Genomic DNA, 20,434 nt, shown 5'->3' with positions numbered 1-20,434 from the left:
ATCAGGCCCCCTCGTGAACGACGGCGCGCCGCTCGTCACTGGCGTAATGGCCCAGCAGTTCGCCCAACCCACCGAAGACCGGGGCGTCGGCCTGCCGCAGGCGGTTGAGGTCCTGATGACCGGTGCTGACCAGCAGCGGCTGCCAGCCGACGGCCCGCGCCACGTCGTAGTCGTGCAGGGTGTCACCGATGAACAGGGTGCGCCCGGCCGGTGTGCCGAGCTTTTCCTGCAGCATCAGGGCCTCGGCGGTCTTGCTGGTGGCCTGGTTATGGCTCAGCCCCACGACATGCTCGAAATGCCCGAGCAGGCCCTTGGCTTCCAGGGTCTTGCGCAGCACGTCGCAATGCGAGGCGGACACGATGGAGACGCCGATACCGGCATTGCGCGCTGCCTCCAGCACCTCGAATACCCCAGCGTGCAGCGGGCACTGCGCGACATTCGTATCGAAATGCTCCAGGTAGTGCTCGACAATTCGCGCGAAGGGCGTGCGCTGCAGGTCGAACCCCAGGGAGGCGTAGAAATCGGCAATCGGAAAGTCGAACAGCGCACGGTAGCGCACGGCATCGATGGGCGGCACCGCATAGCGCTCGCCACAGCGATTGACCGCGCTGACCGCCAGGGCGATGTCGTCGATCAGGGTGCCGTTCCAGTCGAAGACCAGGTGTTCGATCCCCGAGAAGTGCAGTCGATCATCGATCATGGTCGGGTTTTCTCCGCAAGAAGGGCGTTGAGGGCGATACGCGAGGCGATCGCCGGTGTGTAGAGCTTGCTGGGCTCCATCACCAGGTTGGTCACGCCAATCTGGGTTTCCAGGGCCCGCCGATTGTTCGCCGAGACCTGGCCCAGGCCGGCGCCGTACCAATGATGGAAACGCGTGCGCCAACTGCGCTGGCCTACGGTTTCGGGAAAGCGGAAGTCTTCGGTGGTGGCCATGCTCCAGGCGCCATCGACCACTTCGCACAGGCGGCCCTGCAATTGGCGAAAGCCCTGGCCGCCCTGCAATACCTGGTCGATGTGGCGGTCGATGCAATCGGCCTCCAGCGCGCCGATGGTCATGCCCTGGCTGTACAGCGGGTTCATGCTGCTCAGGGCATCGCCGACCACCAGCAGCCCGGCCGGCCAGTGCTCGACCCGATCGAAGTGCGTGCGGCGACTGCCGGGCATCTTGAAGGTGTAGACCGGCGACAGCGGCTCGGCGTCGCGGATCACCTCATGGATATCCGGCACCGGCAGCGCCGCCAGCGCCTGTAGGAACTCCTGCGGATCGTTGCCGGGAAAGTGACCGAACCAGCCACCGGTGGTGACCATCCAGCGGTCGCCTTCGATCGGGCTGATCACCCCCATGGAACGCTGCAGCGGCGCCTTGGGCAGCACCAGCAGGACCTGCCATTGCTCGGCATAGGCCGGAAGGCGCCGGTAGATGCGCGACGCATAACCCAGCTCGGTCTTGACCACGCTGGTCTCGACCTCGCCGAAGCCGGCCTCTTTCAGCCACGTCGGCAAGCGCGTGCCACGCCCGCTGGCGTCGACCAGCAGGTCGCAGCGCAGCGTCCGCTCGCCGTGGCCATCGTCAACGGTCACCGCCTCGACCCGCCGGGAAGGATCGACCCCGGTGAACTCGATCTGCGTGACCCGGGTGCTCGACAGCACCTCGACGTTCAGCACGCCGAGCAGGGCCCGGCGCAGTTGGTTGTCGATCAGGCGCCGGCTGCAGTAATGGGCATAAATGCCACTGCGGTAACGGTTTTTCCAACGCCCTCCCTGGTACCACTTCACGTCGTGACCCAGGTCGGCCACTTGCGCACCGCCCTGCTCCAGAGCGCTCAGGGTGCCGGGGAAGATGCCTTCGATGATCTGCTTGCCGCGCAGCAGCAACAGGTGAACGTGGTGCTCCTGGGGCAGGCTCTGGCGCGGCCCGGTTTCGTCGAAGAAATCGCTCTTCTCGATCACCGTGACCCGCTGGAAACGCCGGGCCAGGACCGCGGCCGTCAGGCAGCCCGTCACGCTGCCGCCGATGACCACGGCATGGCGACCGCCCGTGGCGGTATCAGGCTGGGGAGTAGTCATTGAGCACCTTTGCAATGTAGGCCAGGTCGTCGCCCGCCAGGCCCGGGTGCAGCGGCACCGTGGTCAGCGAACGCAGCAACCGGGCGGCGTTGGGGCAATCGCGGCGGTACTGCGCCAGCAGCGGCAACTGGTACAGCGGCTGGTTGTCGTACTTGCCAATGTCCGAAGGGATGCCGTGACGCTGCTGGTAGTGCACCAGTTCACGTCCGTCGTGCCCCACCGCCTGCAACAGCAAGGCATAGGCGTTGGCCTCTCCACCGGGGGTCAGCGGCAGTTCGCGGATCGCCGGGTTGTCCAGTTGCTCCAGCAGCTGCCGGCGGTTGGCCTGGCGCTGGTGCAAGCGGCTTTCCAGCTGCCGCGAACGCGCCAGCCCGAGGGCGGCCTGCAGGCCGCCGAGCTTGAGGTTGATGCCCAGGGTTTCGCCGGTGAGGTTGCCGAACCGGGTGTAGGCGCGGATACGGCTGGCGCGCTCGTCGTCATCAGTCATGACGAAACCGCCCTCACCGGTGGACATGAATTTGCAGTCGTGGGTGCTGAAGCAGCTGATGTCGCCATGCTGCGCCAGCCAGCTGCCGTTCAGGCGCGTCAGGTGCGCATGGGCCAGGTCCTGGATCAGCGGGATGCCGGCCTGGCGCGTGGTGGCCCAGGTGGTATGCGAGGCAACCGGGTACCCCCACATCGGCACCTCGATCACCGCGCAGGTCCGCGGGCCGATGCAGCGTTGCAGGTCATCCGGGTCGAGCCCGAAGTTGTCCGGCGCCACATCGCAGAACACCGGGACCAGGCCCAGGGACAGGATCGGCAGGACGGTGCAGATCGGGCACGTGGGCGCGACTATCACTTCGTCCCCCGGCTGGAACCGCACGCCGGCCAGCGCCGCGGTGACCGAAGCGGCCCCCGACGACACGGCGATCACATGACGCACGCCGTACAACACGGCAAGCGCGGTCTCGTAGTCCTCGACGATCTGCGAGGTGCCGGTCAGCCCTGTCGCCAGGGCGCGTTGCAGCTCGGGCACATCGTCGGCGGTATCGTGGCCGCACTTGTCCGCGATGACCCGGGCCTGTTGAGCAAGGGCCTGGTTCATGGCGCCACCTTCCGGCCGACCATGTCCCACACCTCGGCATCGGCGAACACCCGGTCCACCATGCGCCGGAAGTTGGGGAACATCTTCAGCTCGGCGGTTTCCTGCCGGCTGAAGAAGCGCGCGTTTTCCACCTCGCGCTCCGGCGGGCAAGCCCGCAGGTCGGTGGCGGTGAGGTAGATCAGGTCCAGGTGGTAATGCGGCCCGCGCTTGTCATCGATGAATTCGCAGAGGATCCGGTAAGGCTGGTGCAACACAGTGACATCGGTCTCGGCATCGGCCAGTTCCAGGTCACGCTCGCCCAGCAGGGCGGCGTGAATCCCGGTTTCTTCGTAGATCTCGCGCAGCACCGCCACATCAGGGGTTTCCCCCTGTTCTATGTGGCCGCCCGGATACAGCCAGACCCCCAGCTTGCGGTGGTGCAGCAGGAGCATCTTGCGGTCGGGGTTCAACACGAACGCCGAGGCCGTGAAATGCCGGTCCAGGGTCGAACGATCAAGAACGTCCGTCATCATGCGGCCCCGTACTGGTTGATCCGTTCGGCCATGTAGTCCAGTTCGGCGCGGGTGATGTCCGGATGGACCGGGATGGTGGTCATGCTGGCCAGCAGCGCCTCGGCGTTGGGGCAGTCGTTGCGGTACTGGGCCAGCGCCGGGAACTCGTAGAGTGCCTTGCAGCCGTAGCGCTTGATGTCCGACGGGATGCCCGCCTCGTCCAGGTAATCGATGAAGGCCCGGTTGTCGGCGAAATGCAGCTCCAGGTTGAGGAAGTAGTAGTTGGTCCGTCCGCCCTCGATGATGACCTTTTCCCGCACCTTGCTGTGGTCGAGCTGCTGCAGGAAGTAGGTGGCATTGGCGCGGCGCTGCTCGATCTGCGCGGCCAGCGAGTCCAGGCGGTTGGCGCCCAGGGCGGCAGGCAGCGCGGCCAGCTTGTAGTTGAGGCCGAAGTCCTTGCCGTTGAGGTTGCCGAAGCGGCTGTAGTCGCGGCAACGCTGGGCCAGTTGGTCGTCGTCGGTGAGGATGAATCCGCCCTCGCCGGTGGCCAGCGGCTTGCGTTCGTGGGTGCTGAAGCACGACAGGTCGCCGTAGGCCGACAGCGGCCGGCCATTGAGGGTGCTGCCATGGGAATGCGCCAGGTCGAGGATCAGCTTGATCCCCAGCTCGCGGGTCAGGCCTTGCAGCTCATCGACTTCGGTGGGGTAGCCCCACATCGGAATATCGATGATCGCCCGGGTCCGCGGGGTGATGCGGGCCTTGATCGATTCCGGGTCGGCGCCGAAACCGTGACGGCGGGTGTCGACGAAGATCGGGTTGGCGCCCGCGGCGATGATCGGATAGATGGTGCACAGCGGGCAGCTCGGCGTCAGCAGGACGTCGTCGCCGGGACCGACGCCGGCGGCGTAGATCGCCACGCTCAGGGCCGCGCCACCCGAGGAGACCGCGATCGCATGCCGCGCCTCGAACCAGGCTGCCAGCTTGACCTCGTATTCGCCCACCACATCGCTGGTGCCGGACAGCGGCCGTTCCAGGGTGTTCTGCAAGGTCAACAGATCGTCGGCGTACACCGGACGGTATTTGTCGGAAACGGAGATGCGGGCGGCGCTGGAGAGATTAGAGGACATTGGTCTGGGCTCCGAGAAAGGCTGGGGACTTGGCGGCATGGGTGGAGTGGAGGGCAAGCACGGGGGCGACATCGGCGCGGGCGCTGTCGGCATGACAGATCTGCTCGATCACCCGGAAGGTCGGCAGCAGGCTCTCGAAGCTGGCCTCGTAAGGCGTACGGTTGCGCACCGCGTCGAAGAACTTCTCCAGTTCGCCGAAATAACCGCTGCGCTCATAACCCGAATCCAGCGGCCCTGGCTGCCACGCGCCGCGCCAGCGCTTGGCGGTGCCGGTTGCCCCGGTGCCATGCACCGGTTCGTGCAGGGTGATGTTCCACAGGTTGTTGAGCTCGACCATCATCGAATTGGAGCTGACGATCTTCATGTCGAATTCGAAGTACGGGAACATCGTCCCGCTCAGCAGGCTGACCGTCGCGCCGGAGCTGAAACCGAGCTCCAGGCTCACCAGCAGCGAGTCCTCGTGGCGCTGGACCCGGGATTCGATATCGCGCAATTCGCCGCCGCCGAAGGTCACGCCAAGGTCGATGGTGTGAATCGCCTGGGCCAGCAGGAACGAACGCAGCGTGGAATCCAGCCCCCACAGCGGCGCGGTGGGTTTGCTCGCATAGTGGTTGAGCTGGATGTGCACGACCTTGCCGAACTGCTCGGTGCGCGTCATATCGCGCAGCTGGCGCATGGGCTTGGCATATTTGAAGTTCATGCCCACACCGGTGACGACCTGGGCCTGGCGCGCCGCGCCGATCAGGTATTCGAGCTCGGCGAGGGTGAAGCACGGCGGCTTCTCGACGAAGACATGCACGCCCTTGGCCATTGCCTTGATCGCCAGGTCCCGGTGCGCCTGGGGCGGACACGCCATGACCACCGCATCCAGCGCAGCGGTATCGAGCATCTCATCGAAGTCGTCGGTGATCGCGACCTCGGAAATGAAACGGTGAATCTGTCCGGCGCGGGTCAGGTCGCTGTCGCACACGGCGACGATGCGAATATCCGGCATTTGCAGAAGCGTGGGCAGCAGGTTTTCTTGCATCTGCGCGCCGAGGCCGACGATGCCAACTCTGAGTACAGTCATAACCATCTCCATCCTGGAAAAGTGGGTACTGCGTCATAAAAAGGTTGGACGAACGACTACACGGGATCCGCCTCGGGTCACCTGCGGGGTGAGCCGATCCGGTCCGACATTCGCTTCAATCGAGGCAGGATTGCCTCAGAACAACGGATCACCTTTACAGAGTCCGTTCGGGCTGTTGCCCAGGGTCACCCGGGTGGAACACTCGGATGTTTCTCGCCACACGCCGACACCCGGCTGATGCCGAGGAGTCATAGAAGCGCGATGGGCAGAAGGGATAGCGCCGCGAAGGCAATAGGAAGGAGGGGAACCAGGTCGAATCGAACGCCGGTGGCAATGAGCAACCTGGCCGAAAACCTGGATCGAAGAATTGTGGCTTCGTTTAAAAACGGAACAACGACCGAAATGCCGATACGCATGCATGGCTGAATCATCCTTGAAGCGCTGTTTCTATCCCTTGTTATGCAGGGGCTCCGGTTCCGTGAGCCCTTGCTTTGCACACACCTCATCAATGTGTGGCTTGGATGTATAGATCAGGCTTTTTAGGAGCGCAAATCAGTTGCTATATCGTTTCATCATATTGTTTTGAATAATCCGGACATAAGGCAACGGGCCATATAGGCCCGTTGTCAAAGCGCCGACCGGGCCGAAAAATCAGCGGCGGCACACGGATCATGCTCGACACCGACGGTGTTGCCGGGGTGCCGCTGCAAAATGGTGAAACCCGCACCAACGCCATGGGGGTGGCGGTACTGCCTACCTTCAACAGCTATTACCGAACCGATGTCCAGATCGACCTCAATCGCCTGCCCGATGACATGGACGCGAGCAAGTCGGTCACCGAAACCACCTTGACTGAAGGCGCCATTGGTTATCGCAAACCCACCGTGATTCAGGGCAAAAAGGCACTGGTTAGCCAAGAGCGGGACGATTGCCGGCTTCGCTCTCTTCGTTGACAGCCCTCAGGGTCATCCTAGCCCGTCGGTTACGACTCCCTGATGATGTTGGCTTGCAAACTCAGCGTGTTGACTTCAGATACCAAACAAGCCCCTCAACTATCACCCGGCATCGCTTGTGCCTCTCGCAGTTCGGTCGCTATTTCATTCAAGTCATCCTGCTTTTCCTGCAGTTTCCTTCGAACCTCGGCAATCTTTTTGGGGCTGCCCGTAGCTTGAGCTTCGCGTAGTTTGATCTGGGCTTCTCGCACGTCGTCCTGTTTATCGTGCAGTTTGCTTTCGAGTTTCACTACTCTCTTCTCCACACTCGTGATCTGACTGACGTAGCTGTGGTCGACACAATAGGCGTTTGTTCTACTCAGTGCCCTTTTCAGTCCTGCCACGCGGTTGGTATTGCCGTACTTCTCCGCTTGCAGGATCTGATATTCAATGGCAGCACGTTTATGTGCGCAATCAGCAGAGGCCGGAGTAGAGAATACTGCCCCCAAGATGAGTACTAACGGAAATACAGAGGTTGTCAGATTTTTCATAATTGAAGTCCTTAACTAAAACTCAAAAAATAGGGAAATTGTCCCACCTTCCGTTTATTTGGTGCGCTCAGGTATACCTACAGATCCGCCTCCACCCAAGCTGTCTCAGCCAGGAGCGGCGCGGCTTTGACGCAGATGCTGGAGCACTACCAACAGCTCAAAATCATGACCTTAGAGTCTTCGGTGAGGGAAATCGGCAATGATCGCGATCGAACAGGTTTGGGTTGTTCTGTCGACTGGAACATCACACGGGCCTCTTTCTGCAAAAGCCGTTCAGGGTTGATGAGTCAATGTAGTAATCAACTAAACTCGAACACTACATTAAGCTTTTCTCGGCCACAGCGAGCGCCCGTCAGCTGTTTGTTAATAGGGGTACCGTCCGAAGGATGCCAGTTCCACGCACACGCTTAAACAAGTGTCCTTCATGTTTCCCTCGCCCCACAGCCCCTGAAATATATCACTGCTCCTTTTGAACAATTATTGGAACCGCAAGCGCAGAGAAGCTTAACGACACTGTTTATCATCAAGAATTCCCACTACCTATCCAATTCAAGATACAACTCGCCGCCTTCCAAGACATTTCTTGTTAATCCTGCTCATCTCGCCTCTTAGAATTTCCCGGCGCTGAAACATTGCGTCATTGCCTGATATAAACCTGCACGGAAGTTCTGTCTCCATGAAAGCAATCAAGTTCCTGATGTTCGCCTCCGCCGCCTGCGTACTGAGCAGCAATGCTATGGCCGCCGACGGCACTATCAACTTCACCGGCGAGATCACCGCCGCATCCTGCGTGGCCTCAGCGGGTGCCGGCTCCTCCGTTGGCGGTACCAAGGGCCAGCAGATCGTCGATGTGAACCTGGGCAAGGTCAGCATGGACACACTGGCTGGTTCGAGCGAATCGGGCCTCGCCGCCGGCACCTCGATCAACCTGAACCTGGATTGCGGCAACACCGCCGCCGGCCTGACCACCGTCAAGTTCGGCTTCGACCCGATGTCCGGCTCGGGCGTCGATCCGAAGAACAACAGCCTGCTGAAAATTACCGGCACCGCCACCGGTGTGGGGATCGGCATGTATGACGAGAACAGCAAGCTGATCAACCTGTCGGCGAACGAAGCCTATAGCGCGCCACTGACCGTCGCCGGCGAAGGCGCAGAAGCCAAATACTCCGCCGCTCTAAACATGCGTGCCTCCTACGTCGCCAACGGCGACGTGCTTATGCCGGGCACCGCCAACGGCACCCTGCCGTTCACTCTTACTTACGAGTAAGCCGCTGCAGTGGGGGCGCATCACGCCCCCGCGTTTTTCTATTCGTTCCTCTGACTTTTTCCGAGCCAGCAATGAAACCTGGATTCCTTTTCCGCCTCTGCACGCTGCTGACGCTGTCCATGATCGCTGGGACCTGCCTGGCCGGCATCCAGGTCGGCGGTACTCGCATCATCTTTCCCGCCAGCGACCATGAGGCGTCCATGCAGGTCAGTAACCTGGGTACCGAGGACATCATGATCCAGTCGTGGATAGAAGCCGAACCGGGCCGTGCTGAGATAGATGTGCCCTTCGCCGTTACGCCTTCACTGGCGCGACTGGGCCACCGCAAACAACAGACGCTGCGCATTTTTTACCAAGGCAAGGGCCTCGCGCAGGATCGTGAATCGGTGGTCTGGTTGAGCATTCAGGAGATCCCGCAGATCTCCGAAGCCAGCAACAACCTGCAGGTCGCGTTCCGGCAGCGGCTCAAGTTGTTCTACCGACCCAACGGCCTTCCCGGTAGCGCAGACGAGGCAGCGAACCAACTGAAGTGGAACCTGCTCAAGACTGACGGTGCGCCGATGGTGTTGGCCACCAACGATTCCGCCTTCCACGTCTCGCTGGCCCAGGTCCGCGTCATTGCCGGCGAGAAGGAATACCCAGTTGAGTCCGCCATGGTCGGCCCGCGGGACACTCGCAGAATGATTATCAAGGGACTTCCCGCCGGCTTCAGTGGCGCTGCAAAGATTCGCTGGGAGTCGATCAACGACTACGGCGCCCTGAACAGGCACGACGCTCCACTCCAGTTCTGACGCCCTCTCCACGCTCACCTCCGTACAACTCTTGCGCACGCTGAGTTCTCAGCTCGCGTTCCTATGCGCACAGGAAAGTGCTGTTCATGAACATGAATGAATACAAGAAGAGGCCTGAAAAGAAGCGAACCTGGAAGTGTTCGAGTACCGGAATTCCTCTCCTCACCGCGGCCAGCCTGCTGGGCGCTACTTCGGTATCCGCCGCGCAATTCAACCCCATGTTCCTGCAGAACAAGGGCGCCGATATCGATCTGCGCTACTTCGAACAGAACAATGGTGTTGTTCCAGGCAAGTACAGCGTAGACCTGTACCTGAACCAGCGTTTGGAACGTCGTGAGGAAATCAGCTTTCGCGCCGACGACGAGGGTGGCTCCAACGACGCTCAGCCGGTCCTGAGCCTGAGCCTGCTGCGCGAAATCGGCGTGGACGTCGAGCGCCTTAAGCGCGAAGGCATTGTTTCGTCCGACAGTGCGGACAACGACCCGGTGATCCTGCTGCGCATCGAGGGTGCGTCCATAGAAATGGACGCCTCCCGACTCGCGCTGTACGTAAGCGTGCCACAAGCGTACATAAAGCGCCGTTCGCGCGGCTACGTCGATCCCTCCCTGTGGGACGACGGCGTGACTGCCGCTTTCACTAACTACCAGCTGAACTTCAACCGCAACCGCGGCGATGGCTTCAAGAGCGACTATGCCTACCTGGGCCTGCGCAACGGCTTCAACATTGGCCAGTGGCGCTTTCGCAACGACTCGTCGATCAGCCAGAGCACCGGTCTGTCGCGTCACTTCTCCAGCAACCGGACCTACCTGGAGCATGACGTCACCGTGCTGAAAGGACGCTTCGCTATCGGTCAGCTCTACACCAACGGAGATATCTTCGATAGCAGTCGCTTCCGGGGTCTGCAGTTGGCGTCGGACATCGGCATGTTGCCGGATAACGAATCTGGCTACGCACCGATGGTGCGCGGTATCGCGGAAACCAATGCCACGGTAGAAGTTCGCCAGAACGGCTACGTCATCTACTCGACGACCGTGTCGCCCGGCGCCTTCGAGATCCGCGATATCTATCCCAGTGGTTCCAATGGCGATCTGGAAATCACGATCATCGAATCGGATGGCCGTGAGCGCAAGTTCACCCAGGCCTATTCCTACCTGCCGGTGATGGTGCGTCGCGGGACCTTCCAGTACAACCTGTCACTGGGTCGCTACGACAACGAAGGGAAGAAAAATCCAAGCCTTTGGCAGGGCACGGCGGTCTACGGAGCCAGCGACAACCTCACCACCTACGGCGGCCTGCTCGGGGCCGACGGATACAACGCCGTCAACCTGGGTCTGGGCCTTAACACGCCGGTAGGCGGTATGTCGCTGGACGTGACCAACAGCGATTCGCGCCCGGACCATGGCAAGGCCAGCACTGGGCAGAGTGCGCGGTTCCTCTACTCCAAGACGCTCAACAGCACTAACACGACTTTCACCATGGTCGGATACCGCTATTCCACTTCCGGCTATCGCACACTCAGCGAGCACATTCAGGAAATGACCGAGGTCGATCGCCAGAGCTTCATCAGCGTCAGGCCCAAGAACCGCCTCGACCTGAGCATCAACCAGACCGTGTACAACAACGACTCGGTGTTTCTTAGCCTCGGTGAAACCACCTACTGGAACCGCAGCGGCAATACCCGCCGTATTCAGTTGGGCTACAGCGGCAATATTGGCGAGGTCAGCTACAACATTTCCGCGTCACGCACCCAGAGCGCCGGGCGTTCGAAAGGCTCGGACAACCAAGTGGCGCTTTCGGCGAGCATTCCGTTCGGCTCCCGCTCGCTCTCGCAGCGCGTGTACAGCAGCTACACGACCGCAGGCAAAGGTGACGACAACCTGCTGGCGGGAGTCTCCGGCTACCTGAACGATGCCAGCACCCTGTCCTACTCGGCACAGGCCGGCCAGGCCGGCAGCGATCGCTCGGGAAGCGTAGGCCTGGGCTGGGATGCGCCCTCGGTCAAGCTCGCCGGCAACTATGCGAAATCCGGTTCATCCCGCCACCTGGACCTGACAGCTACCGGCTCAGTGGTCGCCCACAGCGGAGGGATCACCTTCGGTCAGCCCGTGGGCGAAACCTTCGCCCTGGTCGAGGTACCAGGCGTCAAAGGTGCCAGTCTGGAAGGCGCAACGGCGCGCACCAATGGCGCCGGCTACACCATCGAAGGCTACGTGCAGCCTTACCGCTACAACGACCTCAGCCTCAACACCCAGACCCTGGGAACGGACGTGGATGTCAGCGAGACCTCGACGCGGGTCGTGCCCCGCCGGGGTGCCGTGGTCAAGGCGCGCTTCGACGCCTCCTCCGGACGACGCGTGCAATTCGACCTACTGCAGGCCAATGGCACGCGGATTCCCTTTGGCGCGCAGCTGTTCGACGGACAGAAACTGCTAGCCGTGGTGGACAACCAGTCCCGAGCGCTGGTGTTCGGCGTTACCGAGAAAGGCCAGTTGCAGGTGCGCTGGGCGGGGGGCAGTTGCAGCCTTCCCTATACATTACCTGAGCGCGATGCGTCCCTGGTGTACGACCAGGTGAACGCGGCATGCGTCGCTCAGCCGGCAACGGAGTCCTGAAATGAAAATGAAGCTTCTAGCCCTGGCGGCGACCTGCGCCGTGCTGGGTTCAAACTTGGCACAGGCGGCCAATCCGGGTGGGTGCAGATGGGGTCCGAATAGCAACGGTGTTGGCGACCAGAAAAGATACTTCACGATGACTGCACCGAGCCAGTTGGACCTGCAGAGCGTGGCTATCGGCGGTGTCATGGCTAGTCCACGTAAGACGATCATCCATAACGAAATGTTGCAAATAAAATGCCCTTATCCGGCCGTACAGGCCTACCGGGGCGAATATTACGTTTCCGGCGCTGAACTGGCGGACGGGTTCACCGATGTGTACAAGACCGGCATTCCTGGTGTCGGCGTGCGTTTCATGAGTAGCATCAGCGGCACCGTTGGCAGCCTGCCGCGGATCGACACCTATATGAACAGCGACAACATGTACATCAACGTGATCAGTGACGTGCAGCTCGAATTCATCCGTACCGCGCGGGACGTCGCCCAGGGTATGGCGTCGATGAACTTCACCATCGAACAGGACATTAACGGCTGGAGTGCGGCGCAGATTAAGGTCGGAGGCAGCACCAATCTGGAAACCCGCAGCTACTTCTCCGGCTGCGCAGGCGTCGAGAAGCTCACTATTCCCCTCGGGAAGGTTTCCATCGGGGAAATCGGCAAACAGCAGAAGCAGTTCAATCTCGACGTGCTATGTTCCGGGCTGCCAGCGGGCACAAAGATTCCTGTACGAGTCTATTTCGAAGGTAGCTCCGATGGACCGGGGCGCCTGAACCTTGATGCAGGGGGAGCGAAAGGCGTGGAGATCGCACTTAAAGATGGCAAAGGCGCCCCGCTGCCTTTCTCCAAGGGCAGCGCCCTTGCCATGGACTGGATCAACAGCCAACCCGGCGGCGAGCTTTATCGCCTGTCCGTCAGTGCTGGCTATGCCCATAAGAACGTACAGACCGTTGAAGCCGGTCAGGCGAACGGGACGCTGAACTACATTATCGATTACGACTGATCCAAGTGGGAGGCGGTGGGGCCGGGGTTGAAAATCCCGGCCTTTTCGTTTCAGAAGGGTTGGTGCGACCGCTTCAACCATGTGCCCAGCGAATCTACCGGCATGGGCTCAGCGCAGAGATAACCTTGGCCAAAACAGGCACCCAATTGCATCAGTAGCGAACGCTGCGACTGGGTCTCGATTCCTTCCACAATCAATTGCATCCCCAAGTCCTCAGCCAGGAACAGCGCATGCCGAACGATAGCTCGCGCGCGCGGCGAACTTTCTAGCTGGGCCGTGAATTCCCTCGCCAGCTTGATCTCATCGAATGGCAGTTGGTTGAGACGCCACAGCGAGGAGTAACCCGTGCCGAAATCATCCATCGACAGGCGTACACCAAGTTCCTTCAGGCACACAAGGCGCTGCTGAACAGCGGGCGAGACGCTGGTGAATGCATCCTCGGTAATTTCCAGTGTCACCGACGACAACGGCAGCGGATGCTGCTGCAGTCGTGCAGCCAACTGATCGACCAGCGAATCGCTGGCAAGCTGATGCAGACTGAGGTTGAAAGCGAAACTCAGTTCGCGACCTTGCCGATGTAGTTCGACCTGACAGGCCAGGCCCTGTGCTAGAAGACTACTCAGTAGTTCATCGAGCAACTGCTCACGGGTCATCAGGTAGATGAACGCTGCCGGAGTCATGAGGCCGCGCTGGGAATGCCAGCGTGCGAGGACTTCCACACCCTGCACCGCCTGGCTCTGCAGGTCGAACTTGGGCTGCACGTAAGCCTGGAACTCGCCGCGTCGCAGTCCCCTGCGGATATCGATGGCATCAGGCTCCTGTGCCGCAGCAGCGAGCCGGGGAGAACGTCGGCTTTCGCCGTCGGAAAACTGGGTGGAGAGTGCGATGGACATGTTGGGAACCCTGGTTCAAATCACCCGCAAAGCCTATGCGAATGACCTTTCCCACCCTCAAAGACGCATCTGCAAAGTGACTGAGACGGTTCTCGATTAGAGCCAAGAATCTTCTGGGGTCACGCCATCTGTAGGGACCGGTCGATCTGCTCCAGGGCATTGAGCAGCACTTGGGCCGCCTCGTTCAGCTCCTGGGTGAGCCCGTCGACGCACAGTTCCTCGACCTCGACACACCGCTCCAGCAGCGCCTGGTGATTGAGCAAGTAGGCTGTGCCCTTGAGCTTGTGGGCAATGCTCCGCAGCGCGGGCACATCTCCGTCGTCCAGCGCTTGGCGCAGCGCAGCGCTTTCACCCTGGTTGCTCGCCACTACCTGGCCAACCATCGAGGCGCGGATGTCATGGGTCCAAGACGGCCCGTCGGGTGCGTGGATCTGCTCGGCGCCAAACTTGGGAATCAGGCGGTTGAGTATCACCAGGTTGGTCGGTTTCACCAGCGCATGATCCATTCCCGCATCGTGGCATTGCCCCAGACTCTCACGTTGCGCATCCGCCGTGAGACCGATGATCAGGCAGGGCCTGGTGCCTTGCAGACCTTCCAAGCGACGGATCGCCCGGGTCATTTCCAGCCCGTCCATTTCCGGCATGTTGCAGTCTGTGATGACGATGTCGACCGCATGCTCGTTCCACAGGGAGAGTCCCTCCAAGCCGTTGCAGGCGGTCAACGTGCGATGCCCCAGGTAACCGATCTGCTGGACAAGCAGATACTGGCTCGGCAGGTGGTCCTCGACGACCAGGACCGTCAGCGGTTCATCGATCTTCATCGTATTGCCCGAACTTTCGGGCAATACGATGGAGTCGACCTTCACTCGTTCCAGGGAGACTGCGAAGCTCATTCGCGTACCGCTGCCCTCCTCGCTCTCCACTTCCAGACCGCTGCCCATCAGCACGCACAGAGACTGGCTGATCGCAAGGCCCAGACCCGCGCCGGCATTAGGATTACCCACTGCGCCATCGACGACGTAGAAGGGCTTGAACAGCTGATCCAGCTGCGCGGCGGGAATGCCTGCACCACTGTCGGTCACGCTGATTCGCAAGCTCAATGTCGCATCCCCGGCCTCAACTACCGAACAGCTCAGGTCGACGCCGCCATGCTCGGTGAATTTGATCGCGTTACTTAACAGATTGGAAACAATCTGCTTGACCTTCACCGCGTCCACCCAGACCAGCTCGGTAGCCCGCGCGTCTATATCCAGGGTCAGCCGTAACTGCTTCTGCCTTGCCAGCCCCGAGAACACATTACCCACACACTCCAGCAACTCGCTGATGCGCGCCGGCTCAGGTATCAGCGTCAGATTTCCCGACTCGATGCGGGAAATGTCCAGGATATCGCCGATCAAGGCGAGCAGGCCGATGGCCGACTCGTAGGCGATATGCACCGACTGCCGATTCAGTTCGGTTTCGCTGCGGCGTGTCAGCACCAGCTCCAACATACCGATGATGGCGTTGAGCGGGGTGCGGATTTCGTGGCTCATGGTGGCAAGAAACACTGTCTTGGCGCGGTTCGCACCGTCCGCCGACTCCTTCGCCTGCTGCAGCTCATCAAGCAGCAACTGGCGTTGTTCCAGCTCCGAGCGTTTGCATTGAATACGTCGACGCTGGACGACTATCAGCACACCGGCGACCAACAGCAACACGCCGAGCAGCCCCACGGAACGCCAGATTAAGGACGCGACGCCCTCCCAGTACTTGTCGTCGTTGGCCGAGTTGGCCCGCCAACGGCCGGCGAGCCGCAGGTACTCGCGTGGGGTGATCTCCAGCAGCGCCTCGTTCAGGATGGCAACCAGCTGCCCCTGGTCCTTCGCCGCGCTGAACACGATCCGCACAACTAGGCCGTTGAAGATTCCGCCGACCTTCAAGCTACTCTCGTACTTGTAGGACAGGTAGTAACGCCCCAGGTTGGCAGGGGCCAGGACTATGTCGGCATCGCCATCGCGCACCAGATTGAAGGCCTCGCCCATGGTCTCGGTTTTCCTGAACACCAGGTTCGGATACAGGGCGCTAAACTGACGGGGATCGAGGTAGCCGTTGGCGACCACTACCGTTGCGCGAGTCTGTGCATCGAGCGTCATCGGCTGCGCATCCTGGCGCTGCACAAACAGGTAGGGGGCCGTGACCAGCGCGCTGGTATGCAGGTAAGGCCGATCGAGAAAGGCTGTTTCAGGGAGGATGCTCAAGCTCGCCGCACCTCGGTCGAGCAAGGCACCGGCCTTGCTCAACGAGCTGACGCGATCGATCTCGAAGTGCAGTCCGGTCTTGCGCCGAATGATGTCCAGCACGTCCGAAGCTATGCCGCTGAAGCGTCCTCGATTGTTGAAAAATGCGTAGGGGGCAATGTCCTCGCTGACTGCCAGGCGCACGGTACCGGCGTTCTCAAGCCACGCTCTCTGATCTGCACTGAGACGGCTGCGGAAGTCATCGGGCCAGCACTCTTCGGTATCGCCCCAGATGTACTGCGCATCGATCTTCTGGCATCGGTTCAGCCCCCCCAGAGCACGCCTGAGTATGCCTTCAAGCACCCGATTGCCTGGCATCAGGCCGAAACCGACCTGAACCTCGGGCAACTTAACGCTCTGGTTGACCACCAGCTGGTTGCTGAACAGCTGGCTTGAGAGGAAGTGGGTGGAAAGCTCGTCGCCGAGAAACACGTCATTCTCGCCGGTCAGCACCGACGCCATCGCCTGCAACGCTGACGGGTAGCGCTGAAACCGGCCGTCACCACCGGCACTGCGAAAAAGCTCCAGCATCATGCCGTTTGCGACGGCGATGCGCGTCTGGCCATCAGTCGTACTGTATTCGCGGAGGTCTCCACTTTCTGAGAACAGCGACAGCTCGGTCAGGGCATAGGCCGGGCTCAGGACCAGACCGTAGTTAGAGGCCATCAGCGGATTGATGTTGCTGACCATGTCAATGCGCCCATCGCGCAATGCGTCATACATGGCCTCGCGAGTCTGGAACGAGTGCACATGAATCGGCGTACCCAGTTCCCGCTGTAAGGCCACAATGTAATCAGCCAGGAGGCCTTCCAAGCGCTGGCCCCCGACAAAGATCCGCAGCGGTGGAAGCGGATCCTTCAGAACACCAACCATCAGGGAGGGTTTCTGCGCCAGCCACTGCTGTTCGGATACGGACAGCGTTACCTTCAGATCTTCGAGCGATTGCCGGGCGAACGGCAGCAGTTCGTACTCTTGCGCCATGCCGCTGCGCCAGCAAAATAGCAGGATTAGCACCGTCAGGCAGCGCAGCAGGCACGAATGGCTCATTGTCGGCTCAGACCAACTCGTGCCGGCGCGCGATATCGGCCAGCTCGATCACTGAGACCACCCCCAGCTTGGTCTGAATATTCACCTTGTGCCCGCTGACAGTCTTACGGCTAAGGCTCAGCCGGGCAGCGATCTCGCTGTTGGAAAAACCCTCGGCCAACAGCTTGAGTACCTGCAGTTCGCGATCAGTGAGGTCTTCCAAGTCCCCCGTCGACTCCGGCTTGCCGAGCAGCGTCATACAGTCCTTCGGGAAGAACACATAGCCCTCGGCAACCGTTTCGATTGCCTTGATCAGCTTGCTGATCGATTCGCTTTTACTGACGAAGCCACTGGCGCCGGCATGCAGGCAGCGTACTGCGTAGTTCTCCTTTGCCTGGGAGGTGAACACTAGCACGCGGGTATCGAGCTTCTCGCGGGTGATGCGCTTGAGCACGGTGAGGCCGTCAAGTTTCTCCAGGCCGATATCGAGGATGACCACGTCTGGTGCCAACGTCTGGATCATGCGCAACGCATCCACGCCATCGGCTGTCTCGCCAACGGCCTCGAAGCCGATAGATACAAGGGCCTGGCGGATTGCCTGGCAGACTAAGGGGTGATCATCGACGATTAGGGCTTTCATACTCATACAACCACCGGAGTCAAAAAGGCTTGAACACTTTGAAAAGTGGCAACAGCAATCTGGATGCGTCTCAACGTTGCGCTTACCGGTATGGTCTATCGGATTCGTTTTGACTGGGCGGCTTCTCCTGTTGCGCGGCTGGATGATTCTGCCGCCCGAACGCCCCGGTTAGCGTCAAGACAGGTCCGGATATACCTCCAGACACTTCTTGAGTTTTGAGTCAGGCGCAAGAAATTGTGAGTCTCCAAGACCTCCACTTCCCGCTTGCGCATCTTGGTGACGAAGTCGAAGTGATCGTGCTAGGCCTGACTCACCCTGATCACATCGTCGAACAGCAGTTCGTTGTAGTTGCTGGGCGTAGGCCGCTGGTGGGATAGGGCTGGCGGAAACGCCACCACCTTGTGCAATTTGCCGGTTTCGGAAGGGTGCCTAACTTGGTTATTTCCGTACTGATGGATACTTCCAATATTCCTCGCGATAGTCGAACTCCTCTTAAGAAATCAAGGTTTTCAAGTATTAAACTCGGTATTTTGGAAAAGCGACATGACATGCATCAAAGACGAATTGAGCCTTTTGCCCGCGTAGACAGTCGGCCTATGGCCAGGACGGTGAGAGGATCAAATGGACAGCATCCAGGCCATCCCATATGCGCAGTGATTTTACGTAGGTCCATCGAGCTTCAGCTGGACCTGGAAAGGCTCTCGAACAACTCGACGGTCAGATTTCTCCAATTCAAATGGAGATTTCGCTCGATGTACGAATGCAAGGATTCGTCAGGTTGATTCGTACAATCATGAGGACATGTAGCCACCCTGACGCCTACCGGTGAGCAAGGTAAGGACTCGCCAATGCCTGCAGAGGAGCAAATCCTCCTCTGCGACAGTTTTTATTGTCTAAAACCAACCATTGATCTTAAACAATTAAGTCAGTCTCGTCGGCTAGCGTAGATTGGCGTCTGTAGGCTGCCACTTTGAGTTTTAAAGTCAGTCTCGCGAGGCCGCCAACGTGGGCTTGCGCCTCGCAAAAATAATTAAGTCAGTCTCGCTTGAAGAAAAGGCGTCCGAGGGACCAGAGGCTGAACAGACATTTCAAAATCAGCAATAATCGCCTACCGCTACCAAGGAATGCGTAGACCATGGCACGAAAAACCACCTCTGTTACACCTCCGCAGCCGAAGCTGAGACTGACATCTCAAGAGATCGATCGTGGCCTAGTTCGGCTATCTGAACGAATTGCAGAGCTTCGCGCTTTTGACCTCAATACCGTCCGGGATGGGAATACACCCGAGCTGAAGGCTTTGGAGGTTGCCATCAAGGATAGTCTGACCAGATGCTTCGGGGAGGACACCAGCGCCTATCGCACCTACGCTGCCGCGACTGACCTCACGTATTACCCGATGATGATCACTAGCGGACAGCGGATCGATTACCACTCGCCAATTCAACGCCGGGTGCTGAACTCTATTGCTTTGCTGGAGCAAGCACAGAAAAGCTTGAAGGAGGACTTGGCAGATCTCCCAGTATCGGAGGGTGTCGAGACCGCCTCGGCCCATGAAATTAAAGCTGTGCATTCAGATCGAGTATTTGTGGTTCACGGCCATGACGAGGGAGCTAGAGAGTCGGTGGCTCGATTCCTTGAGAAACTCGGTCTTGAGCCCATCATTCTCCACGAACAGGCAAATCGTGGTCGGACCGTAATCGAAAAAATTGAAGGGCATCGAGACGTAGGATTTGCAGTGGTGCTGCTCACACCTGACGACCAAGGCTGCGTGAAGGGCGGACAATTGGAGCCTCGTGCCAGGCAGAACGTCCTGTTGGAGCTTGGCTATTTCCTAGGCTACCTAGGTCGTGACAGGGTCTGTGCACTGAAGCGTGGTCAAGTCGAAATTCCAAGCGACTTCGCAGGCGTGGTTTGGACTTCGATGAACGATGAGGGCTGGAAGCAAGCCCTGAGTCGGGAGCTCCAGGACGCTGGGTACGAAATTGATTGGAATAAGGTGATGCGCAGCTAGGCAGGCCGGGTTAACGCCCTGGCCTAAGCCTTGCTGACAAAGGTGGCCATGGCGTGTAGCCTATGGTGGTTGGCTCCGAGACTTCGTTGGCAAATTGCCTCCCCTTGGAGACGCGTGAGAGCCCGCCCCGAAAGCGGGCTTTTTCGTATCTGCCAGCAGAAGTACCGATCAGGCGATCCCAAACTTCCGGCATACAGCTTCTTCCTCGACCCGAGCGCGCCTTGTCCCCAGGCACAACTCATTGAGCTCTGCCATTCTTTGAGTGTTTCGGCGACTTTGGCCTCCAGAGCTTCTATTGACACACCGTGCCCAAGTACGAATTTCTCCGAGAGCGCTGAAGTCTCCTTCAACAGCCGCCCAGCCTCATCCGAGATGGATTCCAGCTTTCTGTGAAGACCAACGTAGGCAGCGTCGTCATCCAGGGCTTTCTTGCTATCTGTGTTGGAAGCCATGCACCAACCAGTTGCGGTCCTTTAGCAAGAACTGGAATCGCACCAGCACGTCTTGCGGAAGGTGTTCACTTTTGGACAGCTGTGAAATGCTGCTTCCGAAACTTTTGTTCTGCGCGTCGACTACAAGGAGGTTGCCTTCCTCCTC

General features: G+C 59.8%; 16 protein-coding genes and 1 pseudogene. 6 read left to right on the top strand and 11 right to left on the bottom strand.

Annotation, left to right across the window (positions count from 1 at the left end):
* Position 1: 1 nt before the first annotated feature.
* From AC07Y9_RS08760 to AC07Y9_RS08735, 6 genes are read right to left on the bottom strand one after another with little or no spacing between them, the layout of a single operon-like run.
* Positions 2-700: an HAD family hydrolase gene (locus AC07Y9_RS08760; RefSeq protein ID WP_102678718.1), complete on the bottom strand. Its 699-nt coding sequence runs from the start codon at positions 698-700 to the stop codon at positions 2-4.
* Complete coding sequence (locus AC07Y9_RS08755) at positions 697-2,067, bottom strand: NAD(P)/FAD-dependent oxidoreductase (protein ID WP_092421483.1); 1,371 nt, start codon at positions 2,065-2,067, stop codon at positions 697-699. The genes AC07Y9_RS08760 and AC07Y9_RS08755 overlap by 4 nt, the downstream gene beginning before the upstream one ends.
* Positions 2,048-3,154: a DegT/DnrJ/EryC1/StrS family aminotransferase gene (locus AC07Y9_RS08750; protein WP_102678719.1), complete on the bottom strand. Its 1,107-nt coding sequence runs from the start codon at positions 3,152-3,154 to the stop codon at positions 2,048-2,050. The genes AC07Y9_RS08755 and AC07Y9_RS08750 overlap by 20 nt, the downstream gene beginning before the upstream one ends.
* Positions 3,151-3,663: an NUDIX hydrolase gene (locus AC07Y9_RS08745; protein ID WP_223265658.1), complete on the bottom strand. Its 513-nt coding sequence runs from the start codon at positions 3,661-3,663 to the stop codon at positions 3,151-3,153. Before AC07Y9_RS08745 ends, AC07Y9_RS08750 begins: the two co-directional genes overlap by 4 nt.
* Positions 3,663-4,772, bottom strand: a complete 1,110-nt coding sequence (locus tag AC07Y9_RS08740; RefSeq protein WP_087087343.1) for a DegT/DnrJ/EryC1/StrS family aminotransferase — start codon at positions 4,770-4,772, stop codon at positions 3,663-3,665. Before AC07Y9_RS08740 ends, AC07Y9_RS08745 begins: the two co-directional genes overlap by 1 nt.
* Positions 4,762-5,841, bottom strand: a complete 1,080-nt coding sequence (locus tag AC07Y9_RS08735) for a Gfo/Idh/MocA family protein (protein WP_007924527.1) — start codon at positions 5,839-5,841, stop codon at positions 4,762-4,764. The genes AC07Y9_RS08740 and AC07Y9_RS08735 overlap by 11 nt, the downstream gene beginning before the upstream one ends.
* Positions 5,842-6,464: 623 nt before the next feature.
* On the opposite strand from AC07Y9_RS08735, the gene AC07Y9_RS08730 reads away from it, so the two are divergent.
* Positions 6,465-6,794, top strand: a complete 330-nt coding sequence (locus AC07Y9_RS08730; protein ID WP_256580859.1) for a fimbria/pilus outer membrane usher protein — start codon at positions 6,465-6,467, stop codon at positions 6,792-6,794.
* A 95-nt stretch (positions 6,795-6,889) separates the two neighbouring features.
* Here the strand turns inward: AC07Y9_RS08730 and AC07Y9_RS08725 are convergent, their stop codons facing one another.
* Complete coding sequence (locus AC07Y9_RS08725; RefSeq protein WP_102678721.1) at positions 6,890-7,324, bottom strand: DUF1090 domain-containing protein; 435 nt, start codon at positions 7,322-7,324, stop codon at positions 6,890-6,892.
* Positions 7,325-8,000: 676 nt separating this feature from the next.
* Between AC07Y9_RS08725 and AC07Y9_RS08720 the strand changes: the two genes are divergently transcribed.
* The 4 genes from AC07Y9_RS08720 to AC07Y9_RS08705 all read left to right on the top strand — a co-directional run bounded on the left by AC07Y9_RS08720 (position 8,001) and on the right by AC07Y9_RS08705 (position 12,994).
* Entirely contained in the window at positions 8,001-8,591 is a 591-nt protein-coding gene (locus tag AC07Y9_RS08720; RefSeq protein WP_102678722.1) for a fimbrial protein, read from the top strand.
* 71 nt (positions 8,592-8,662) lie between these two features.
* Entirely contained in the window at positions 8,663-9,382 is a 720-nt protein-coding gene (locus AC07Y9_RS08715) for a fimbrial biogenesis chaperone (protein WP_102678723.1), read from the top strand.
* 92 nt (positions 9,383-9,474) lie between these two features.
* On the top strand, positions 9,475-11,994 hold the full coding sequence (locus AC07Y9_RS08710; protein ID WP_102678781.1) for a fimbria/pilus outer membrane usher protein: 2,520 nt from the start codon (positions 9,475-9,477) through the stop codon (positions 11,992-11,994).
* A 1-nt stretch (position 11,995) separates the two neighbouring features.
* Entirely contained in the window at positions 11,996-12,994 is a 999-nt protein-coding gene (locus AC07Y9_RS08705) for a fimbrial protein (RefSeq protein WP_102678724.1), read from the top strand.
* Positions 12,995-13,044: 50 nt separating this feature from the next.
* On the opposite strand, the gene AC07Y9_RS08700 is transcribed toward AC07Y9_RS08705, so the two are convergent.
* The 4 genes and pseudogenes from AC07Y9_RS08700 to AC07Y9_RS08685 form a co-directional block, all read right to left on the bottom strand.
* Entirely contained in the window at positions 13,045-13,887 is an 843-nt protein-coding gene (locus AC07Y9_RS08700; protein ID WP_102678725.1) for an EAL domain-containing protein, read from the bottom strand.
* A 119-nt stretch (positions 13,888-14,006) separates the two neighbouring features.
* On the bottom strand, positions 14,007-17,207 hold the full coding sequence (locus AC07Y9_RS08695) for an ATP-binding protein (RefSeq protein ID WP_173679752.1): 3,201 nt from the start codon (positions 17,205-17,207) through the stop codon (positions 14,007-14,009).
* A 7-nt stretch (positions 17,208-17,214) separates the two neighbouring features.
* On the bottom strand, positions 17,215-17,832 hold the full coding sequence (locus tag AC07Y9_RS08690) for a response regulator (RefSeq protein ID WP_102678726.1): 618 nt from the start codon (positions 17,830-17,832) through the stop codon (positions 17,215-17,217).
* A gap of 221 nt (positions 17,833-18,053) precedes the next feature.
* A pseudogene (locus AC07Y9_RS08685) lies at positions 18,054-18,280 on the bottom strand (arginine deiminase family protein); the annotation flags it as partial.
* Between the two features lie 681 nt (positions 18,281-18,961).
* Here AC07Y9_RS08685 and AC07Y9_RS08680 point away from each other — a divergent pair.
* Positions 18,962-19,837 carry a TIR domain-containing protein gene (locus AC07Y9_RS08680; protein ID WP_102678727.1) on the top strand — a complete coding sequence of 292 codons (876 nt, stop codon included), beginning with the start codon at positions 18,962-18,964 and terminating at the stop codon, positions 19,835-19,837.
* Positions 19,838-20,434 lie beyond the last annotated feature (597 nt).

Source organism: Pseudomonas sp. GW456-L12 (assembly GCF_059424045.1).
The sequence above is the reverse complement of the archived record's forward strand: the minus strand, read 5'-3'. Positions and strand labels throughout refer to the sequence as shown.

Bases quoted from the DNA above. Each gene is read 5' to 3' on its own strand.
- AC07Y9_RS08760 (WP_102678718.1), bottom strand. From the start codon at position 700: ATGATCGATGATCGACTGCACTTCTCGGGGATCGAACACCTGGTCTTC.
- AC07Y9_RS08755 (WP_092421483.1), bottom strand. From the start codon at position 2,067: ATGACTACTCCCCAGCCTGATACCGCCACGGGCGGTCGCCATGCCGTG.
- AC07Y9_RS08750 (WP_102678719.1), bottom strand. From the start codon at position 3,154: ATGAACCAGGCCCTTGCTCAACAGGCCCGGGTCATCGCGGACAAGTGC.
- AC07Y9_RS08745 (WP_223265658.1), bottom strand. From the start codon at position 3,663: ATGACGGACGTTCTTGATCGTTCGACCCTGGACCGGCATTTCACGGCC.
- AC07Y9_RS08740 (WP_087087343.1), bottom strand. From the start codon at position 4,772: ATGTCCTCTAATCTCTCCAGCGCCGCCCGCATCTCCGTTTCCGACAAA.
- AC07Y9_RS08735 (WP_007924527.1), bottom strand. From the start codon at position 5,841: ATGACTGTACTCAGAGTTGGCATCGTCGGCCTCGGCGCGCAGATGCAA.
- AC07Y9_RS08725 (WP_102678721.1), bottom strand. From the start codon at position 7,324: ATGAAAAATCTGACAACCTCTGTATTTCCGTTAGTACTCATCTTGGGG.
- AC07Y9_RS08720 (WP_102678722.1), top strand. From the start codon at position 8,001: ATGAAAGCAATCAAGTTCCTGATGTTCGCCTCCGCCGCCTGCGTACTG.
- AC07Y9_RS08715 (WP_102678723.1), top strand. From the start codon at position 8,663: ATGAAACCTGGATTCCTTTTCCGCCTCTGCACGCTGCTGACGCTGTCC.
- AC07Y9_RS08710 (WP_102678781.1), top strand. From the start codon at position 9,475: ATGAATGAATACAAGAAGAGGCCTGAAAAGAAGCGAACCTGGAAGTGT.
- AC07Y9_RS08705 (WP_102678724.1), top strand. From the start codon at position 11,996: ATGAAAATGAAGCTTCTAGCCCTGGCGGCGACCTGCGCCGTGCTGGGT.
- AC07Y9_RS08700 (WP_102678725.1), bottom strand. From the start codon at position 13,887: ATGTCCATCGCACTCTCCACCCAGTTTTCCGACGGCGAAAGCCGACGT.
- AC07Y9_RS08695 (WP_173679752.1), bottom strand. From the start codon at position 17,207: ATGAGCCATTCGTGCCTGCTGCGCTGCCTGACGGTGCTAATCCTGCTA.
- AC07Y9_RS08690 (WP_102678726.1), bottom strand. From the start codon at position 17,832: ATGAGTATGAAAGCCCTAATCGTCGATGATCACCCCTTAGTCTGCCAG.
- AC07Y9_RS08680 (WP_102678727.1), top strand. From the start codon at position 18,962: ATGGCACGAAAAACCACCTCTGTTACACCTCCGCAGCCGAAGCTGAGA.